16 protein-coding genes are annotated in these 17,579 nt (G+C 70.2%); 10 read left to right on the forward strand and 6 right to left on the reverse strand.

All coding sequences use genetic code 11. The features are described 5' to 3' along the window. Positions 1–1,278: a M6 family metalloprotease domain-containing protein gene (locus QFZ58_RS21645; protein ID WP_307126554.1), complete on the reverse strand. Its 1,278-nt coding sequence runs from the start codon at positions 1,276–1,278 to the stop codon at positions 1–3. Between the two features lie 267 nt (positions 1,279–1,545). Between QFZ58_RS21645 and QFZ58_RS21650 the strand changes: the two genes are divergently transcribed. Then, positions 1,546–2,208 (forward strand): TetR/AcrR family transcriptional regulator, encoded by a 663-nt coding sequence (locus tag QFZ58_RS21650; protein ID WP_307126555.1) that lies wholly within the window; start codon positions 1,546–1,548, stop codon positions 2,206–2,208. A 238-nt stretch (positions 2,209–2,446) separates the two neighbouring features. Then, positions 2,447–3,979, forward strand: a complete 1,533-nt coding sequence (locus tag QFZ58_RS21655; protein WP_307126556.1) for an MFS transporter — start codon at positions 2,447–2,449, stop codon at positions 3,977–3,979. Positions 3,980–4,032: 53 nt separating this feature from the next. On the opposite strand, the gene QFZ58_RS21660 is transcribed toward QFZ58_RS21655, so the two are convergent. Continuing rightward, positions 4,033–4,545, reverse strand: a complete 513-nt coding sequence (locus tag QFZ58_RS21660; protein WP_307126557.1) for a MarR family winged helix-turn-helix transcriptional regulator — start codon at positions 4,543–4,545, stop codon at positions 4,033–4,035. A gap of 167 nt (positions 4,546–4,712) precedes the next feature. Here QFZ58_RS21660 and QFZ58_RS21665 point away from each other — a divergent pair, with 167 nt between their 5' ends. Next, positions 4,713–5,495 carry a dioxygenase gene (locus QFZ58_RS21665; protein WP_307126558.1) on the forward strand — a complete coding sequence of 261 codons (783 nt, stop codon included), beginning with the start codon at positions 4,713–4,715 and terminating at the stop codon, positions 5,493–5,495. On the opposite strand, the gene QFZ58_RS21670 is transcribed toward QFZ58_RS21665, so the two are convergent. Next, on the reverse strand, positions 5,443–6,024 hold the full coding sequence (locus QFZ58_RS21670; protein WP_307126559.1) for a GNAT family N-acetyltransferase: 582 nt from the start codon (positions 6,022–6,024) through the stop codon (positions 5,443–5,445). The genes QFZ58_RS21665 and QFZ58_RS21670 overlap by 53 nt on opposite strands. Positions 6,025–6,171: 147 nt before the next feature. Here QFZ58_RS21670 and QFZ58_RS21675 point away from each other — a divergent pair, with 147 nt between their 5' ends. After that, positions 6,172–7,173: an RNA polymerase sigma factor RpoD/SigA gene (locus tag QFZ58_RS21675; protein WP_307126560.1), complete on the forward strand. Its 1,002-nt coding sequence runs from the start codon at positions 6,172–6,174 to the stop codon at positions 7,171–7,173. A gap of 141 nt (positions 7,174–7,314) precedes the next feature. Here the strand turns inward: QFZ58_RS21675 and QFZ58_RS21680 are convergent, their stop codons facing one another. Continuing rightward, positions 7,315–8,343, reverse strand: coding sequence for a YafY family protein (locus tag QFZ58_RS21680; RefSeq protein WP_307126561.1), 1,029 nt, complete (start codon positions 8,341–8,343; stop codon positions 7,315–7,317). A 61-nt stretch (positions 8,344–8,404) separates the two neighbouring features. On the opposite strand from QFZ58_RS21680, the gene QFZ58_RS21685 reads away from it, so the two are divergent. Beyond that, positions 8,405–9,976 (forward strand): MFS transporter, encoded by a 1,572-nt coding sequence (locus QFZ58_RS21685; protein ID WP_307126562.1) that lies wholly within the window; start codon positions 8,405–8,407, stop codon positions 9,974–9,976. A gap of 98 nt (positions 9,977–10,074) precedes the next feature. Here the strand turns inward: QFZ58_RS21685 and QFZ58_RS21690 are convergent, their stop codons facing one another. Both QFZ58_RS21690 and QFZ58_RS21695 read right to left on the reverse strand, forming a co-directional pair. Continuing rightward, positions 10,075–10,821, reverse strand: a complete 747-nt coding sequence (locus tag QFZ58_RS21690) for a DUF6227 family protein (RefSeq protein WP_307126563.1) — start codon at positions 10,819–10,821, stop codon at positions 10,075–10,077. Between the two features lie 122 nt (positions 10,822–10,943). Then, a complete protein-coding gene (locus tag QFZ58_RS21695) occupies positions 10,944–12,023 on the reverse strand; it encodes a P1 family peptidase (RefSeq protein ID WP_307126564.1) in 1,080 nt (359 codons plus the stop codon). A gap of 357 nt (positions 12,024–12,380) precedes the next feature. Here QFZ58_RS21695 and QFZ58_RS21700 point away from each other — a divergent pair, with 357 nt between their 5' ends. From QFZ58_RS21700 to QFZ58_RS21720, 5 genes are read left to right on the forward strand one after another with little or no spacing between them, the layout of a single operon-like run. Continuing rightward, positions 12,381–13,541: an MFS transporter gene (locus tag QFZ58_RS21700; protein ID WP_307126565.1), complete on the forward strand. Its 1,161-nt coding sequence runs from the start codon at positions 12,381–12,383 to the stop codon at positions 13,539–13,541. Beyond that, positions 13,538–15,862 (forward strand): molybdopterin oxidoreductase family protein, encoded by a 2,325-nt coding sequence (locus QFZ58_RS21705; protein WP_307126566.1) that lies wholly within the window; start codon positions 13,538–13,540, stop codon positions 15,860–15,862. Before QFZ58_RS21700 ends, QFZ58_RS21705 begins: the two co-directional genes overlap by 4 nt. A gap of 7 nt (positions 15,863–15,869) precedes the next feature. After that, on the forward strand, positions 15,870–16,472 hold the full coding sequence (locus QFZ58_RS21710; protein WP_307126567.1) for a 4Fe-4S dicluster domain-containing protein: 603 nt from the start codon (positions 15,870–15,872) through the stop codon (positions 16,470–16,472). Next, the gene (locus QFZ58_RS21715; RefSeq protein ID WP_307126568.1) at positions 16,469–17,164 is read left to right on the forward strand and encodes a ubiquinol-cytochrome c reductase iron-sulfur subunit; all 696 of its coding nucleotides are present in this window, start codon (positions 16,469–16,471) and stop codon (positions 17,162–17,164) included. The genes QFZ58_RS21710 and QFZ58_RS21715 overlap by 4 nt, the downstream gene beginning before the upstream one ends. Continuing rightward, positions 17,161–17,565 carry a hypothetical protein gene (locus QFZ58_RS21720; RefSeq protein WP_307126569.1) on the forward strand — a complete coding sequence of 135 codons (405 nt, stop codon included), beginning with the start codon at positions 17,161–17,163 and terminating at the stop codon, positions 17,563–17,565. Before QFZ58_RS21715 ends, QFZ58_RS21720 begins: the two co-directional genes overlap by 4 nt. Positions 17,566–17,579 lie beyond the last annotated feature (14 nt).

Below are 17,579 nucleotides of genomic sequence, written 5' to 3' on the forward strand. Positions count from 1 at the left end.
TCAGGGCCGGGTGATCCGGATCCGGTAGTTACCGTCGGCGTCCTCCGTGAGCACGGATATGCGTATGCCGTTGGACCGGTCGGTGAACGTCTCGCCCGGCTCGAACGGTGCGTCGGAGAGCTCGGCGTGGATGTTGGGCCGCCGGGTGCAGCCGCCGCTGTCCTCGGTGCTGTCCGCGACGGATATCGGCCCCTGGCCGGTGTCGACGTCCGAGCTCACCTTGTAGATGAGGACTCCGGGCCGGCAGATCGCGTCGTCGTTGCCGGCCGCGGTCCGCACCTCCACCGCGTAGCCGGACTGGGCGCTCAGCGGGACGAAGGCCAGTTTCGGGCCGCCCGTCGTGGCCAGCGGCCCGATCGTGTGTTCGCTGGTGCCGGGCATGGCGGCGCAGCTGACCTGGTCGTTGTCGAGCCAGCCGAGCTTCCATTTGTGCCAGCCCAGGAGGTCGTTGTTGGCTCCCCAGTCCTCGGACATGATGTCCCAGTGGCCCACGGAGCCGCCACCCTCCGTCGTGTAGAGGTCGGGCAGCCCGAAGACGTGCCCGTTCTCGTGGGGCAGGACCCGGTAGCCGGTCTCCTCGTACGATCCCGAACCGTCGTCCTGGCGGCTGTAGACGAAGGACGTGTTGGCGAGCGGTACCCCGTCTGCGAAGGGGGCGTCGTCGTTGCCGGAGAAGGTCACCGACAGCACGGTGTCGAGAGCCGAAGGGCCCGCGTTCGGCGTGACCAGCACGTTGACCAGGTCGTACGCGGCGAAGTCGACCTTCCGATCGGCGACGCGCACGAGGTCCTTGACGAGCTTGCGGTAGCCCGGTTCGTACGGGGAGCCGCGCTCTATCCCGTACTCGGCGAACGGCAGGGGCATCCGCAGCCAGTCCTTCAAGGGCGTGTGGGGCTCGTAGGTGAGGCGGCCGTAGGAGCTGGTGTGGAACCAGTCGGCGGTCTGTGGGAAGAACTCGGCGAGCCGGTCGGCGGCCGGTTCGGTCGCCTCCGCGTCCGGGAAGTCGATCATCAGGTTGAGGGCGTTGAGCCGCCCCGTCGACCGCGCGTATCCGGGCGGCGTCGGCATGCCCTCCGACATCTGCACACCCATGGTCGCGGCGATCCGGCACGGGCCGAGGCCGGTTCCCCGGGGCGCGGCCACAGGTCCTGCGGCGGCGCGGCCGGGGGCGTGGAGCGTTGAGCTGGCCGAGGCCATGGTCGCGATGACCAGGACCGTCGCCCCGGCGAGTGCGAGGGGGCGACGGCATCTGCGTATCCGGTGGCGGGGCTGCTGCATAGGGCATCGCCTTCGGGTCCGCGGCAGCCGGCCGGCCCTGACTGCGCTCTGGCGATCAGCCTGTGCCGGGTGGTTGGGGCTCGCGCGTTGGGTGCGCCCGATGGAGGGGTACCGCCAAGTAGGTCCTGTGACTCACGTCACAAGGAAGGGAGAAATAACCGGGGATCCTTTCCCCGTTTGCACCTGTGTCCCCGCGAAACGGGGAAGCGGTCCCCGGTTGCACCGGCCGAGGGCCGTCCCACACTCCGTAAGGGAAAGGTCGCAGTCGTGGAGACCGTCACCGACACCGCCGCCTGTGCCGCGCAGCGCCGTGCGTCCCGTCCGCGGGCCGACGCACTGCGCAACCGGGAGCGCATCGTGACGGCAGCCCGCGAGATGTTCGTCGAGTTCGGGCCGGACGTGCCGCTCGACGAGGTCGCCCGCCGGGCGGGAGTGGGCAACGCCACGCTCTACCGCAACTTCCCCGACCGGGCCGCTCTGACCCACGAGGTCGTCCTCGCGGTCACGTCCCGCACCACCGACCGTGCGGAGGAAGCCGTCGCGGCGGAATCCGACCCCTTCGCCGCTCTCAGCCGCTTCGTGCACGCGGCGGCCGACGAACGGATCGGCGCCCTGTGCCCGATGCTGTCGGGCGGCTTCGACAAGGACCACCCCGAACTGCTCGCCGAGCGCCGTCGCCTCGAAGAGGCCGTCGAAGGGCTCGTGGAGCGCGCCATGTCCGCCGGGCGTCTGCGCACCGACATCGCCGTCGGTGACGTACTCGTCGCCCTTTCCCAGCTCACCCGGCCGTTGCCCGGCATCGCCTGCCCGGACATCGACCGGTTCACCCACCGTCACCTGCAGCTCTTCCTGGACGGCCTGGAAGCCCCGGCCCGCTCCGAGCTGCCCGGATCGGCGGCGACCTTGGAGGTTCTGCGCCGCGGGCACTGACACCCGTAGCACCGGAAGACCCAGCAGACCACGGCCCGAGCGGCCGACAGACCCCTTCAGGCAACAGGTCCGGATCTGACCGTCAGGCTCCGGCCGTGAGCCGGCAGGCCGTGTGCCGGTGCGTCCGGAGCAGGCCGATCCGCCTACCTCGCCGCCGCAGCCGGGCTCACGACCCCTCCCACTCCTCTCGACCCTCACGACTTCTCACGCCCACGTGCGTCCTTAGGTGGCTACTCCCATGTCGAAAACAGCCGACACCCGGCTTCCGGATCCCAGTCGCTGGAAGGCGCTGGCCTTCATAGCCCTCGCCCAGTTGATGGTCGTGCTCGACGCGACCATCGTGAACATCGCCCTGCCCTCGGCCCAGGTGGATCTCGGTATATCCGAGGGCAACAAGCAGTGGGTCATCACCGCCTACGCGCTCGCGTTCGGCGGGCTCCTTCTCTTCGGCGGGCGCATCGCCGACCTCTGGGGCCGTAAGCGCACCTTCGTGGTCGGCCTGCTCGGCTTCGCCGCGGCCTCCGCACTCGGTGGCGCCGCGCAGAGCGAGGCGATGATGTTCGGCTCCCGTGCCCTGCAGGGTGCCTTCGGTGCACTGCTCGCACCGGCGGCCCTGTCGCTGCTCGCGGTGATGTTCACCGACGCCAAGGAACGTGCCAAGGCCTTCGGTATCTACGGTGCCATCGCGGGTGGCGGTGGCGCGGTCGGCCTGATCCTGGGCGGCTTCCTCACCGAGTACCTGAACTGGCGCTGGACGTTCTTCGTCAACATCCCGTTCGCGATCGTCGCGGCCGCGGGCGCCTACTTCGTCATCCGTGAGCCGGCCGGCGGCCGCAACCGCTCGCCGCTCGACGTGCCCGGTGTCGTCCTGTCCACACTCGGCCTGGTCGCGCTGGTCTACGGCTTCACCCGCGCCGAGTCGGCCGGCTGGTCGGACTCGCTGACCATCGGCATGTTCATCGCCGCCGCCGTCCTGCTCCTGGCCTTCGTCGTCACCGAGTCGCGCGTCTCGTCGCCGCTGCTGCCGCTGCGCGTACTGACCGAGCGCAATCGCGGGGGCGTGTACCTCTCGCTGGGGCTCGCCATCATCGCGATGTTCGGGCTCTTCCTCTTCCTGACGTACTACCTGCAGGTCGCCAAGGGCTACTCGCCGGTCAAGACCGGCTTCGCGTTCCTTCCGATGATCGCGGGCATGATCACCGGTTCCACCCAGATCGGTGCCCGGCTGATGACCCGCGTCCCGCCGCGGCTGCTGATGGGCCCCGGCTTCCTGGTGGCCGCGATCGGCATGCTGCTCCTGACCCAGCTGGAGGTCGACACCTCGTACGCGAGCGTCATCCTGCCGGGACAGCTGCTGCTCGGACTGGGCATGGGTACGGCGTTCATGCCGGCCATGTCGCTGGCCACGCACGGCATCGAACCGCGTGACGCGGGAGTGGCCTCCGCGATGGTGAACACCTCGCAGCAGGTCGGCGGTGCCATCGGTACGGCGCTGCTCAACACCATCGCCGCGGGAGCCACCACCGCCTACATCGCCGACCACGCCGCAGGGGCCACCGACGCGAGGCTGCTGCAGCTCCAGGCCATGGTGAGTGGTTTCGCCAGTGCGATCTGGTGGGCGGTCGGCATCCTCGTCGCCGCCTCGGTGATCGCGGCGACGCTGATCAACACCGGACGTCCGGGCACCGGAGCGGCCGGCCGGTCCGACGGCTCCGGCGACCACGCGGACGGCATCGAGGACGAGTTCAAGATCCCGGTCGTCGCGCACTGAGCGCCGGCGGGCGCGACGTCTGACCCACGTGGGTGAATCTGCCCTGGCTCCGCTCAGCGGAGCCAGGGCAGATCCGCGTCCGTGTCCTCAGGCTGCAGCCCGGTGGCGATGACCTGCATGATCTCGCCGAGGCTCTGCACCTGTTCGGGGGTCAGCCGGGCGAACATCGCCTGGCGCACGGCCTCCACGTGCCCCGGTGCGGAGCGTGCGAGCATCTCGAAGCCCTCGTCGGTGAGCACCGCGTTCTGGCCGCGCTTGTCGGAGGGGCACTCCTCGCGGCGGACCCAGCCGTTCTTCTCGAGCCGGGCGACGGCGTGCGAGAGCCGGGAACGGGTGATCTTGGCATCCCTGGCCAGCGCGGTCATCCGCTTCTGGCGCCGGGGGGCGCGGGAGAGCTGGACGAGCAGCCCGTAATAGATGTGCGGCATGCCGGCGTCGCGCTGCAGCTGGCGGTCGAGGTGATCCTCCATGAGCGTCGTGGCGTGCAGGTACGCCAGCCAGACGCTCTGCTCTTCGTCGGTGAGCCATCGGGCCTCGCCGGTGGATGCCGTGGTCATGTACTCCACTGTACGACCTTTTCTTGAAACTTGAACTAGATAGAGCTAAGGTCTCCGGTAGTAGGAACTTGAAGATTCAAAGAAATGATCTGTCGAATCCTGATGCCTACGGCACATGCCCTACACCGGTGCCTGTAGAGAACACTTACCTTGATCGGCAGAGGAATGGGAGTGCCATGACCGTCGCCGCCGAGCGCATGCCGGCCCTCTACCTGTCCCACGGCGCCCCGCCACTCGCCGACGACCCGGTCTGGCCCGGCGAGCTCGCAGCCTGGTCCGCCGGTCTGCCTCGCCCCAAGGCCGTCCTCATGGTCTCCGCGCACTGGGAAGAGGCCCCGCTCGCACTCGGTGCCACCGAGTCCGTGCCGCTCGTGTACGACTTCTGGGGCTTTCCCGAGCACTACTACCAGGTGCGGTACGCCGCCCCGGGCGCCCCGAAGCTCGCCGATGACGTCCGTAAGCTCCTGCGTGGCGCCGGCACACCGGTCCAGGACATCCCCGACCGCGGCCTCGACCACGGAGCGTACGTGCCCCTGGTCGAGATGTTCCCGGCTGCCGACATCCCCGTGCTCCAGATCTCGATGCCCACGCTCGACCCGCAGAAACTGATGGACATCGGGCGCAAGCTCGCCCCGCTCCGCGACGAGGGCGTGCTGATCGTCGGCAGCGGCTTCTTCACGCACAACCTGGCTGCGCTGCGCCACCCGGGCGGCGGCACCCCCGGTTGGTCGGCGGAGTTCGACGACTGGGGGAACCGGGCCCTCCAGGCCCAGGACATCGACTCCCTGCTGGACTTCGAGCACACGTCGCCGGCCGGCCGGCTGGCCCACCCCCGCACCGAGCACTTCGCCCCGCTGTTCGTCACGCTGGGCGCGGCGGAGAGCGAGCTGGGCTCGGGCCGCAGTGTCATCGAGGGGTTCTGGATGGGCCTGGCCAAGCGGTCGCTCCAGTTCGGCTGAGCATTTGCTTCTCGTACCAGGCCACGTCCCAGTACCTGCCGAACTTCCGGCCCACCTCCGTGTACGTGCCGACGTGGCGGAAGCCGAAGGCGTGGTGCAGCCGGGCCGATGCCTCGTTCGGCTGCGCGATCGCCGCGTAGGCGCGGTGGATGTCCTCGTCGGCCAGCGCCTCGAACAGCGCCTTGTAGAGCAGTGTGCCCACACCGCGACCCGTGGCGCCGGGTGCGCAGTAGACGCTCACCTCGACCGATGTGCTGTACGCCGCCTTGGGGCGGTAGGGACTGCTGGTGGCATAGCCGAGGACTGAGGGCGCGTTGTGCGGGGAACACGCGTTCTGGGCGACCAGGAGACGGTGCGGACCGTCTTCGGGGTGGGAACGCAACCAGGGGAGGCGCTCCTGGGCGGTGAAGGGGACCGTGTCGAATGTGAGGGCAGTCTCACGGACGTAATGGTTGTAGATGTCCGTGAGAGCCTCCAGATCGGCTGCGGTGCCCGGCCTGACCTGCACTTCTGTGGGTATCTGTGCCATCTGTCCTCCTCGCGGGGCGGACAGGGTACTGCATGAACTCGAAAGTGAACGGTCGCCGTGGGAATTCTGTCCGGATTCCAGTCGTTGTTTCCATCGGATGCAGGGCACCCGAAAGGGTGTCGCGACCTACTCAGCAAGGGAGCACGCATGGCAACCCGTGCCGTCGCCCGTCGTTCGTCCACCGCCGCCGGTGGGACCGACCGGGCAAGCAGTGTTCGCGCCGTGGGCGGGGAGATCGCCGATCGCGACCTGGTCGGCATGTACCTGGACGAGATCGCTCGCACACCGCTGCTCGACGCCGCCAAGGAGGTCGAGCTCTCCCAGACGATCGAGGCGGGCGTCTACGCCCAGCAGATCCTCGACGGCGAGGTGGAGAGTGAGGCGGGCGGAGCGACGCGTGAGGAGCTGGAGGCGCTCGTCGCCGAGAGCGAGCGCGCGAAGGACGTATTCATCCGCTCCAACCTCCGGCTCGTCGTCGCCGTGGCGCGGCGCTACCCCAGGGCCGGCCTGCCCCTGCTCGACCTCATCCAGGAGGGCAACGCGGGTCTGGTGCGCGCCGTCGAGAAGTTCGACTACGCCAAGGGCTTCAAGTTCTCCACGTATGCGACATGGTGGATCAGGCAGGCCATCACCCGCTCCATCGCCGATCAGTCCCGCACCATCCGGCTCCCCGTCCACCTGGTGGAAGAGCTGGGCCGGATCCGGCGCGTGCAGCGCGAGTTCAACCGCGAACACGGGCGGGACCCGGAGCACGCGGAGATCGCGGCCGAGCTGGACTCCAACGCCGAGCGCGTGGGCAACGTCCTGGACTGGGCCCGTGACCCCGTCAGCCTGAACATGTCCGTGGACGACGACGGCGACACGCAGTTCGGTGATCTGCTGGAGGACACCTCCGCCGTCTCGCCCGAGCAGTCCGTGATGACGCTGCTGCGCAGCGAGGAGCTCGAGGACCTGATCGGCAAGCTCGACAACCGGACCGCCTCCATCATCCGCATGCGCTACGGCATCGAGGACGGGCGCGAGCGGACCCTGACCGAGGTGGGCAAGCAGCACGGTCTGACGAGGGAGCGGATCCGCCAGATCGAGAAGCACGCACTGCTCGAATTGAAGCGAATGGCTCACGACACGGGCTTTGACGCTGCGGCGTGAGCCAATAACCCGTAATCTCCCCATCAAGCCGGTTCGCACCGGCCCGACGACCGGTCTCCTTCCGGTCCCCTGAGCTGAGTCCCGGCGCCCACCCCCCCCCGGCGCCGGGGCTCATCCCTTTCTGCTCTGCCGCCTCGCCGCCTACGAGGTGGGCGGCACCGCACCTGACCCGGACACGGCTCCCGGCCCGGAGGATCCCGGCCCGGACGAGGCGGCGCGGCTCAGGCGGGCGCCCAGACCGCTCAGGTACTCCACCAGCTGTGCGGGCCCATGCGCCTCGAACTCGCAGTCCACGAGCGCCAGCCGGAGCGCCACCCATTCCAGGGAGTCCGAGGAGGCCGTGCGCAGCCGGCAGCTCTGTTCACCCGTCGGCTCCACCGCACCGAGCGTCGAGGGCAGCCGTGCGGTCACGAAGCCCGCCGGGGCCCGGAAGGTCACGTCGATGTGCAGCTCGGACTGTGTGCGCGACATCGACCGGGCGAAGAACCCCGCCGCGTCGCCGTCCCCGGTCGGCAGCTCGCGCGGCGTGAAACGGGACCCCGTGGCGAACGGCTCGCTCACCCGGTCCACCCGGAAGGTGCGCCAGTCCTCGCGGTCCATGTCGTACGCCACGAGATACCAGCGGCTCCCCGTACTCACCAGCCGGTACGGCTCGGTCTGCCGCCTGGAGTCGGTGCCGTCCCCCGAGCGGTAGGCGAAGCGCAGCCGTTCCCGCCCGGTGACCGCCGAGGCGATCGCCGTGAGGGTACGGGGATCGATGGTCGCACCGTCACCGCGGGTGAGTGGCACGGTGGCGTTCTGGAGGGAGGAGACCCGGTGCCGCAGGCGTGCGGGGAGCACCTGCTCCAGTTTGGCCAGCGCCCGTACGGACGCCTCGTCCACACCCTCGATGGCGTGACCTGCCCCGGCCCGCAACCCCACCGCGATGGCCACCGCCTCCTCGTCGTCCAGGAGGAGCGGCGGCATGGCGCTGCCGGCGACCAGGCGGTAGCCGCCGATCGAACCGCGCGTCGCCTCGACCGGATAGCCGAGATCACGGAGCCGGTCGATGTCACGGCGGATGGTGCGCGGGGTGACGTCGAGCCGCTCGGCCAGTTCGCTGCCCGGCCACTCACGTGGTGTCTGGAGGAGCGACAGCAGATTCAGCAGTCGTGCCGGGGTATCGGTCATGGATCCAGGATGCCGGTCCATTAGGTCATAACCTGACCTGTTGGGCCTCTAGCTTCCCCCCATGACTTCTTCCGAATCCCTGCCGGCCACGGCAGCCGCCCGCACGGCGTCACCTGGGCCGGCCACTTCGCAGGACCCGGCGGACCGGCGCCGCTGGTTCGCGCTCGCGATCGTGATGACCGCGGCCTTCATGGACCTGGTCGATGTCACGATCGTCAACATCGCCATCCCCAGCATCACGCGCGACACCGGCGCCTCCTTCACGTCGATCCAGTGGATCACCGCCGGGTACGCGCTGGCCTTCGCGGCCGGTCTGATCACCGGCGGTCGACTCGGTGACATCTACGGCCGCAAGCGGCTCTTCCTCATCGGCATCGGGGGGTTCACGATCGCCTCGGCCCTCTGCGGCTTCGCCGTGAATCCGGAGATGCTGGTCGCCTCGCGCATCCTGCAGGGCGGCATGGCGGCGCTGATGGTGCCGCAGGTGCTGTCGATCGTGCACGCCACCTTCCCGGCGCACGAGCGCGGCAAGGTCTTCGGGCTCTTCGGCGCGATCGTGGGGCTCGGCGCGGTGTCCGGTCCGCTGCTGGGCGCCCTGCTCACCGAGTGGAACCTCTTCGGTCTCGAGTGGCGGCCGATTTTCCTGATCAACCTGCCGGTCGGCATCGCCGGACTGCTCCTGGGGCGGAAGTTCATCAGCGAGTCCAAGGCCCCGAAGGCACTCCGGCTGGACCTGACCGGCGTGGCCCTCGTGACCCTCGGTCTCCTCATGCTGCTCTACCCGCTGACCAGGGGACGCGAGCTGGGCTGGCCGCTGTGGGGACACGTGTCGATGGCCGCCAGCCTCCTGGTGTTCGCGGCACTGGTCGTGTTCGAGCGCCGGAAGGCGAACCGGGACGGCTCGCCGCTCATAGAGCTGTCGCTGTTCCGGGTGAAGAGCTTCGCGGCAGGCACCGCCGTGCAGTTGACCTTCGGCGTCGCCCTCGGCATCTTCTTCCTCGTTTGGACGCTCTACCTGCAGATGGGGCTCGGCTGGAGCGCCCTGCGAGCCGGTTCGACGGGAATCCCGTTCTCGATCGCCGTCTCGGTCGCCGCCGGGATCTCCGTACAGAAACTGGTGCCCCGCTTCGGCCGCAAGGTACTGCAGGCGGGTGCGCTGCTGATGATCACTGGGCTGCTCCTCTACATCTGGGAGGCCGGACGGTACGGGCTGGACATCACCCCCTGGCAGATGGCTTTCCCGCTGGTGGTCATGGGCGTGGGCATGGGGCTGATCGTGGCTCCGCTGACGGACGCGGTGCTGTCGGGTGTGCCGAAGGAGCACTCCGGATCGGCGTCCGGGCTGATCAACACCGTGCAGCAGATGGGCACGGCGCTCGGGCTCGGCCTCGTGTCGGTCGTCTTCTTCGGTTCGATCAGCGACCGGTTGCCGCCGGAAGCGACAGGGCCGGCGTTCGTGAACGCCTTCCAGCAGTCGCTGTGGTGGGTGGCCGGGGTACTCGCGGTGATCTTCCTCGTGATGTTCGCCCTGCCGGCCAGGCCCCAGCTGCACCTGGAGGGCGGTGGGGACGACGAGGCCCCTGCCCAGGCAGAGGACGGGGGCATCTCGAAGGAGCCCGCGCTCGCGGGCTGACCGGCCGGCGGGCACGGCCCGCTCCCGGCCGGGCGATTCACGTGTGGTGACCTGTGCGCGGGGCCTTCCGGGCGATCCGCGCACGATCCCCGGGGTTCTCAGCAGATCCGGGTGCGGTTCTCCATGGCCCGGCGGGCGGCCTGCTCGTCGCCGTACACCTCGCACATGTGGCGGCCGTCGGGCGTCGCCGTGTGCTCGACCTCCCACAGGCTCGTCTCGCTGCCGTCCAGGAGCAGGAAGGCGTGTTCGTAGAGCGTGAATCCCGCGTCCCGGCCGTCGACGCGGCACTGGCGTCCGAAGATCTGGGTGATGTGGTGGGCGAAGGCGGCACGCAGCAGCCCTGCGGTCTCCGCTCCCGGCCTGTCGCCGTTCTCCGCCCGGCGCAGGACGCGGCGCGCATGGTCCGCCGACTTGTCCTGGGCGTACATGCGGGGCAGCGGGGCCGGAGGGAAGGCCGTCAGCAGAGTGAGGACCTCCAGGTCCGCGTGTGAGGTGTCGTCGGCGAGGGTGCGGGTGTCCAGGAAGCCGCCGGCCAGCCGGGCTGCGGCGATCTGTGCGTCGGCCTCGATGTCGTACAGCTCGTGACGCCGGGGCGCCCCGGTCTCCCGGCCCCCGCCGTGCACCAGCTCCCACAGGGAGAGGGCGGTGCCGTCGGCAAGCAGATAGGTGTGCCGGTAGGTCTCACGGTGCAGTGCGGAACTGTGGTGGGACGAATGCAGCGCACTGCTGTGCGTCAGCGCCGTCCCGAGCCGTTCGATGGTGGTGTCTGACAGATCGAAGGAGTTGAGGGCGCATCGCAGGAGTCGCTCGAGGTGCTGCTCGGTTGTCTCGTACGGATCGCTCAAGGTGCTGTCTCCAGGCCGTCGCCGCGCGTTACTTGATGCGTGCATAACGTAGTCCCTGGGTCTGACATCGTGACCGGGGTTCGCGAAAAACGTACCGCCCGGGTGAAAAGTTCCGGGGCTCCTCAGGACGCGCCGCCGCGCTCGCTGTCCACGGCGCCGTAGAGGTCGCTGTACGAGGGGAAGGTGCCGCCGGGGCCTTCGACACCCCGGGCTGCCCTGACGGCCTTCACGACAGCCCGGGCCAGCGCGTCCGCCCCGGCCGCCAGGATGCCGTTCAGCGCGGAGACGGGCTCCGGGGACAACGGCAGCCGGCCGGTGGCCAGGGTGAAGACCGTGTCCCCGTCGGTCAGCAGATGCACCGGCCGGACGGCGCGCGCCAGGCCGTCGTGCGCCGTGCCCGCGAGCTTCTGTGCCTGGGCGCGGGTGAGGGCGGCGTCCGTGGCGACCACGGCGATCGTGGTGTTGAAGGGGCCCGCGCCCCGTCTCTCCCGGATCTCCGCCAGTCGCCGGCGGGCCGCCTCGTGCGTCGCGCGGGCCGGGCGGGTGGGTGGCTCCGCGGCCCCGTACTCGCCGTACAGGATGCCGGTCCGCGGGTCCAGGACGGAGCCGGCGGCGTTCACCACGGCCAGCGCGGCGACCGTGGTCCCGGAGTCCAGCCGCACACTCGCCGTGCCGACTCCGCCCTTGAGTTCCCCGGCGACGGCGCCCGTGCCCGCGCCCACCGTGCCCTGGGGGACCGGCGAGCCCGGCTCGGAGGCGGCGGCGGCCTCGACCGCGGCCCGGCCGGTCGAGGCGTCGGGGCGGGCCCGCCAGTCACCGCCCCGGCCCAGGTCGAAGAGGCAGGCTGCCGGCACGACCGGCACCACCTGGCCGGGACCTGGCCCGACAGGCACCCCGCGGCCCTGCTCCTCCAGCCACGCCATCACGCCGGAAGCGGCGTCCAGTCCGTACGCGCTGCCGCCGGTGAGGACGAGCGCGTCGACGCGCTGTACGAGGTTGCGCGGATCGAGGGCGTCCGTCTCCCTGGTGCCGGGGCCGCCACCCCGGACGTCGACGGCGGCGACCGCGCCACCTGCGGGTGCGAGGACGACGGTGGTCCCGCTCAGACCTCTCTCGCCGGGCACGCGGGCATGGCCGACACGGATCCCGGCCACATCCGTCAGGGCGTCCAGCGGCCCGGTGAAGGGCGCGTCCTCGGGCATGGCGGGCTCCTCGGAGTGTGTGCGGCGGTCCGGCGGCCCAGGGGGGCGCGCACCGTGTCCCGCGAACGTACAGCGGACCGGGCCGGAACCGGGAGCACGCCTGCGGATCGAGCACCGCATCGGCGTGGGCCACGGAACCTGACACGGCGCCGGGCACGGCATCGCTCCCCGGCCCGTGCCCGGCATCGCTCAAGGCGCCGGGCACGGCATCGCTCCCGGGCCGGGCGCAGCGGCCGTCACTGCTGCACGCCTGGGTCACGTCCAGGCCCCCCGGGGCCCCGGACGCAGGCGCGACGCACTCACTCTCTCGGAGGTCAAAACCGGATCAAACACGCTATTCAGCCCTACGGTGGCGGAGTGACCGAGCCACGAGAAGCGCCCGCCGCGGCCGAACAGCCCGACCCCGGTGCTCACACCGATCCTCCCGGGGGACCGGACGTCCGGCAGCCGAGGCGAGGCTCCGCCGCCGTCGCGAGAGCCGTGGAGGCCCTTCCACGGTCCGTCAACGGCAGGGCGACGCTGGCGGGTGCGGTCGTCTCCGCCCTGCTGGTCCTCGCGATCGTGCTCGGCAGCCGGATGCTGCGCAACTTCGACTCGGCCCTCCTCCCGTACGCCGTGGCCAGTGTCTTCCTCGCCTTCGGCGTCGCCTACCGCTACACGGTCTGGGTCTCGGCCCCCGGCGCCCGGCGGCTCTTCGTCAACGGCTGGCGCAGCTTCTTCTCGGCCGAGAACTTCCGCAGGGCCCCCACCGCCCTGCCCAGGATGATCGCGACCTACCTGGGCTTCCAGAAGTTCCTCGGCGCCCGGTCGCACGCGCGCTGGGCGGCCCACCAGCTGATCTTCTGGGGCTGCGTCCTCGCCGCGCTCATCACCTTCCCGCTCACCTGGGGCTGGTTCACCTTCACTTCCGGCACGGGGGCCGGGCCGGGTTACGAGATGCGGATCTGGGGCTTCGAGATCATCGGGTTCGACTCGCTGAACTTCCTCGGCTGGCTGATGTTCCACGGCCTCGACTTCGCCGCCGTGCTGGTCATCCCCGGCGCCGCCTTCTTCCTCTGGCGACGGATGAAGGACCGCGGCGCCATGACTGGGCAGCGTTTCGCCTACGACATGGTTCCGCTGCTGGCGCTGATCATCATCTCCGTGACCGGCCTGCTGCTCACCTTCTCGTCGATCTTCCTGCACGGCGGCGGCTACGAGTTCCTGGCGATCCTCCACATGGTGTCCGTGGTCTTCACCCTCATCTACATCCCGTTCGGGAAGTTCTTCCACATCGTGCAGCGCCCCGCAGCCGTCGGCATGCAGCTTTTCAAGTACACGTCGCGGCAGGGTGACGAGGTCTTCACCTGCCGACGCTGCGAGGAGCCCATCGACACGGGTGCGTACGTCGAGAACCTGCGCGGCACCATGCGCGACCTGGAACTCGGCTTCGACCGCTGGGCCGAATACTGCCCGCGCTGCAAGCGGGTGCTGCGCGGCAACGCCTACCTCTCCCAGGTGAAGAAGGGCTACAAGTGACGGCAGATCCACGTGCAGCCGACCGTCGTGCGGTCGTTCCCCTCGACCCCGCGATCGCCCCGCCGGGCTCCCAGGGATTCCGCGACGCGGGCGGGATCCCGGCCGACAAGTGGCATGCCGACCAGCACGGCGAAACGCTGGTCCCGACCCACTGCTGCTTCTGCGGCGTCCAGTGCGGCATGTACCTGCGCGTCGACCGGCACGGCAAGGTCTTCGGCGTCGAGCCCCGCAACCACGACATCAACCGCATGCGTCTCTGCCCCAAGGGAATCCACGCCTACCAGCAGGTCAACCACCCCGACCGGCTCACCGCGCCCCTCATGCGCCGTTCCCGCGACGAGGAACTGCGGGAGGTCTCCTGGGACGAGGCGCTCGACTTCACGGTCTCCGAGATCCGGCGCATCCAGCGGGACCACGGAAGGGACGCCTTCGGCGTACTCGGCGGCGCCAGTCTCTTCTCCGAGAAGACCTACCTCGTCGGGAAGTTCGCCCGGGTGGCGCTCAAGACCCGGCACGTCGACTACAACGGCCGGCTCTGCATGGTCAGCGCCGCCGGCGCCAACAAGCTGGCCTTCAACATCGACCGGGCCGGCAACCCCTTCTCCGACATCCTGCTCACCGACTGCCTACTGCTCGCCGGGGCCAACGTCGGCGAATGCTTCCCCGTGCTGACCCAGTACGTCTGGGGAGCCCGGGACCGCGGTGCCACCCTGATCGTGGTCGACCCGCGTGAGACGGCGGTCGCGCGCACGGCGGACATCCACGTCGCGCTCAAGTCGGGCACCGATTCGGCCTTCTTCAACGCGGTGCTGAACGTGGTGATCGAGGAGGGCCTCACCGACGAGGCCTACCTCGCAGCCCACGCCACCGGCTGGGAGGAGGTCAAGGCCACCGTCGCCCAGTACCCGCCGTCCCGCGCCGCCGCGATCTGCGGGATCCCCGCGGAGCAGGTCGTCCAGGTCGCCCGCGCCTTCGCCCGCGCGCCCAAGGCCATGGCCTTCCACGCCCGGGGCATCGAACACCACACCCAGGGGGTCGAGAACTGCCTCTCCGTGATCAACCTCTGTGCCGCGACCGGCCACATCGGCAAGCCCGGCGCCGGTTACGGCACCCTCACAGGGCAGGGCAACGGCCAGGGCGGTCGCGAGCACGGGCAGAAGGCCGACCTGCTCCCGGGCGGCCGCTCGATCCTCAACGAGGAACACCGCCGGCAGATCTGCGAGATCTGGGGCATCGAGGAGTCCGAACTCCCCACCGCCGGCACCTCGATGATGGAAATGGTCTGGCAGATGCAGCGGAAGGAGATCCGCGGTCTGATCGGCATCTGCAACAACCCCTTCGTCTCCCTCCCCAACTACGCCGTGGTGAAGGAGGGATACGACACCACCGAGTTCCACGCGCAGTTCGACTTCTTCCTCTCCGAGACCGCGGCCAACGCGCACGTCGTCTTCCCCGTGACGGTCTGGGCCGAGGACGAGGGGGTGATGGCCAACGCCGAAGCCCGCGTCGTCAAGCACAACAAGGCACAGGAGCCACCCCTCGGGGTGCGGACCGACACCTGGGTGATGTGCGAGCTCGCGCGGCGCCTCGGCGCCGGCGACAAATTCGCGTTCGACCGCACCCGCGACGTCTTCGACGAACTGCGCAGGGCCTCGGCCGGCACGATCATCGACTACTCGGGCATCACCTACGAACGGCTCGAGGAGACCGGCGGCATCTCCTGGCCCTGCCCGTCCACCGACCACCCGGGCACTCCCCGGCTGTTCGAGGACGGCACGACCTACCACGCGGACGGCAAGATCCACCTGCAGGTCGTCGAATGGCATCCCCCGGCCGACCCGTACGACGACGACCACCCGATGACGCTGACCACCGGGCGCACCGTCGCCCACTTCCTCTCCGGCAACCAGACCCGCCGGCTGGGCGGTCTCGTCGAGCAGACTCCGCGCCCCTGGGCCGAGGTCCACCCCTCCCACGGTTTCCGCAACGGTGAACCCGTCCGGGTCGTCACCCGGCGCGGCAGCGAGGTCTTCCCCGCCCTGGTGACCGAGGCGATCCGCCCCGACACGGTGTTCATCCCGTACCACTGGCCCGTCCCGACAGCGGCGAACGCCCTGACCATCGACGCCCTCGACCCGCGCTCCAAGATCCCCGAGTACAAGGTCTGCGCCTGCCGCATCGAGCATGCCGGAACGGTCGACGAGGTCCCCGCGCCTCCGGTCGCCTCCGGCCACGTCGCCTACCCCGAGACCCAGGTCTCCCGTACCGACCCGCTGCCGCCCACGGCCCCGCAGGGCCGCGGCACCTCGGAGAGGGGCTGATGCCCGGATGATGGGCAGAACGATCTTCATCGACCCGGGGCGCTGCATCGGCTGCCAGGCCTGTGTCTCCGCCTGCCGGGAATGCGACTCGCACCGCGGCAAGTCGATGATTCACCTCGACTACACCGACGAGGGCGTATCCGTCGCCTCCCTTCCCACGGTCTGCATGCACTGCGAGGACCCGGTGGCCCCTTGCGCGGAGGTCTGCCCCGCCGACGCGATCCTGGTGACCGCCGACGGCGTCGTGCAGGAGGCCGACGCCACCCGCTGCATCGGCTGCGCCAACTGCGTCAACGCCTGCCCCTTCGGCGTACCCAAGATCGACCTCCAGGCCAAGCTGCAGTTGAAGTGCAACCTCTGCTACGACCGCACCGCCTACGGACTCGCACCCATGTGCGCCACCGTCTGCCCGACCGGCGCACTCTTCTACGGCACCGTCGAGGAACTCCAGGCCGAGCGTCCAGGAGTCCAGGTGGCCGACACGTTCGTCTTCGGCGAGAGCGAGGTACGCACCGGCGTGGCCATGGTCGTACCCGCGGAGCGGGTCCAGTGGCCGGTCCCCGGTGGACTTCCCGTCGTCGAGATCAACGGGAAGGACGTCCGCCGATGAGCATCACCGACCAGGAGCAACCGGGCAACGACCGGAACGCAGCCGGTGACCCCCGTGCGGCGCTGCACGACAGGATCGCCGCCGATGCGCTGACCACCCGGCGCGACTACCTCCGGATCGTCACCACCGTCTCCGGCGGTCTCGCGCTGGGCGGTCTGGGCGTGGCCGCCGGCATCCTCCACCGGCACGGGGACGAGCCGGGTGGCAGGGTGCCTGAGCCGAAGCAGATCGCCGCACGACTGCTCCCCGGTGAATCACTCGCCTTCCGCTACCCGGGCGAGGAGGATCGGGCGGTGGCCGTCCGCTTGGACGACGGCACCCTCGCCGGCTACTCCGCCGTCTGCACCCACCTGGCCTGCGCCGTGCTCTGGCGCAAGGACCGCGGCACGGAGGGCGAGCTGTACTGCCCCTGCCACGAAGGCGTCTTCGACGCCCGGACCGGTGAGGTCACCGCGGGCCCGCCGCCCCGCGGACTGCCCAAAGTGGTGCTGGCCGAGCTGGACGACGGCAGCATCTGGGCCGTGGGCACCACCCGATCCGGCGAGAGCGCCGAGGAGGGCCTGTGCCGCCAGATCGGCCAGGACCGCCCGGACCTCGCCGCCAGGATCGGCTGCCCCGGCACCGGAGGCGGCGCCGAGGCGCCACCCCCCGCGGCACCGTCCGGTGCCTCTGCCCAAGGGGGGCGGACATGACCGAACCACTGGATCCCGTCGAACCGCCACGGCCTCCCGGCACCCCCGGATCGCCGTATCCGGACTACCACCCGGGCAGTGAGCGCCTCGAGCTGAACCGCCCCCTCCATGAGCGCTATCCCCAGATCCGGCCCACCAGTGGCTATGGCGATCCACGGGTGCGCCACACCGGGCCCGGGCCCGGAGCGGGCAGCGAGCAGGAACCCGAGCGCTCCGCGAAGCTGACGGCCCGGCTGGTGCTGGCTCTGAGCGTCGTCGTCGGGCAGCTGTGGGGGCTGACGGTGGTCGTCGACGAGTGGATGGAGGGCAGCACCGGTACGGCCTGGTGGGGTGCGGGCTTCCTCTGCCTTTCGTTCCTCGCCGTCCTGGGGCTGTGGCTGCTCGACCCGAAGGATCGCTGAGCGCCGCCGTACCC

This window comes from Streptomyces sp. B1I3 (assembly GCF_030816615.1).
In the GTDB taxonomy this organism is placed as follows: Bacteria; Actinomycetota; Actinomycetes; order Streptomycetales; family Streptomycetaceae; genus Streptomyces.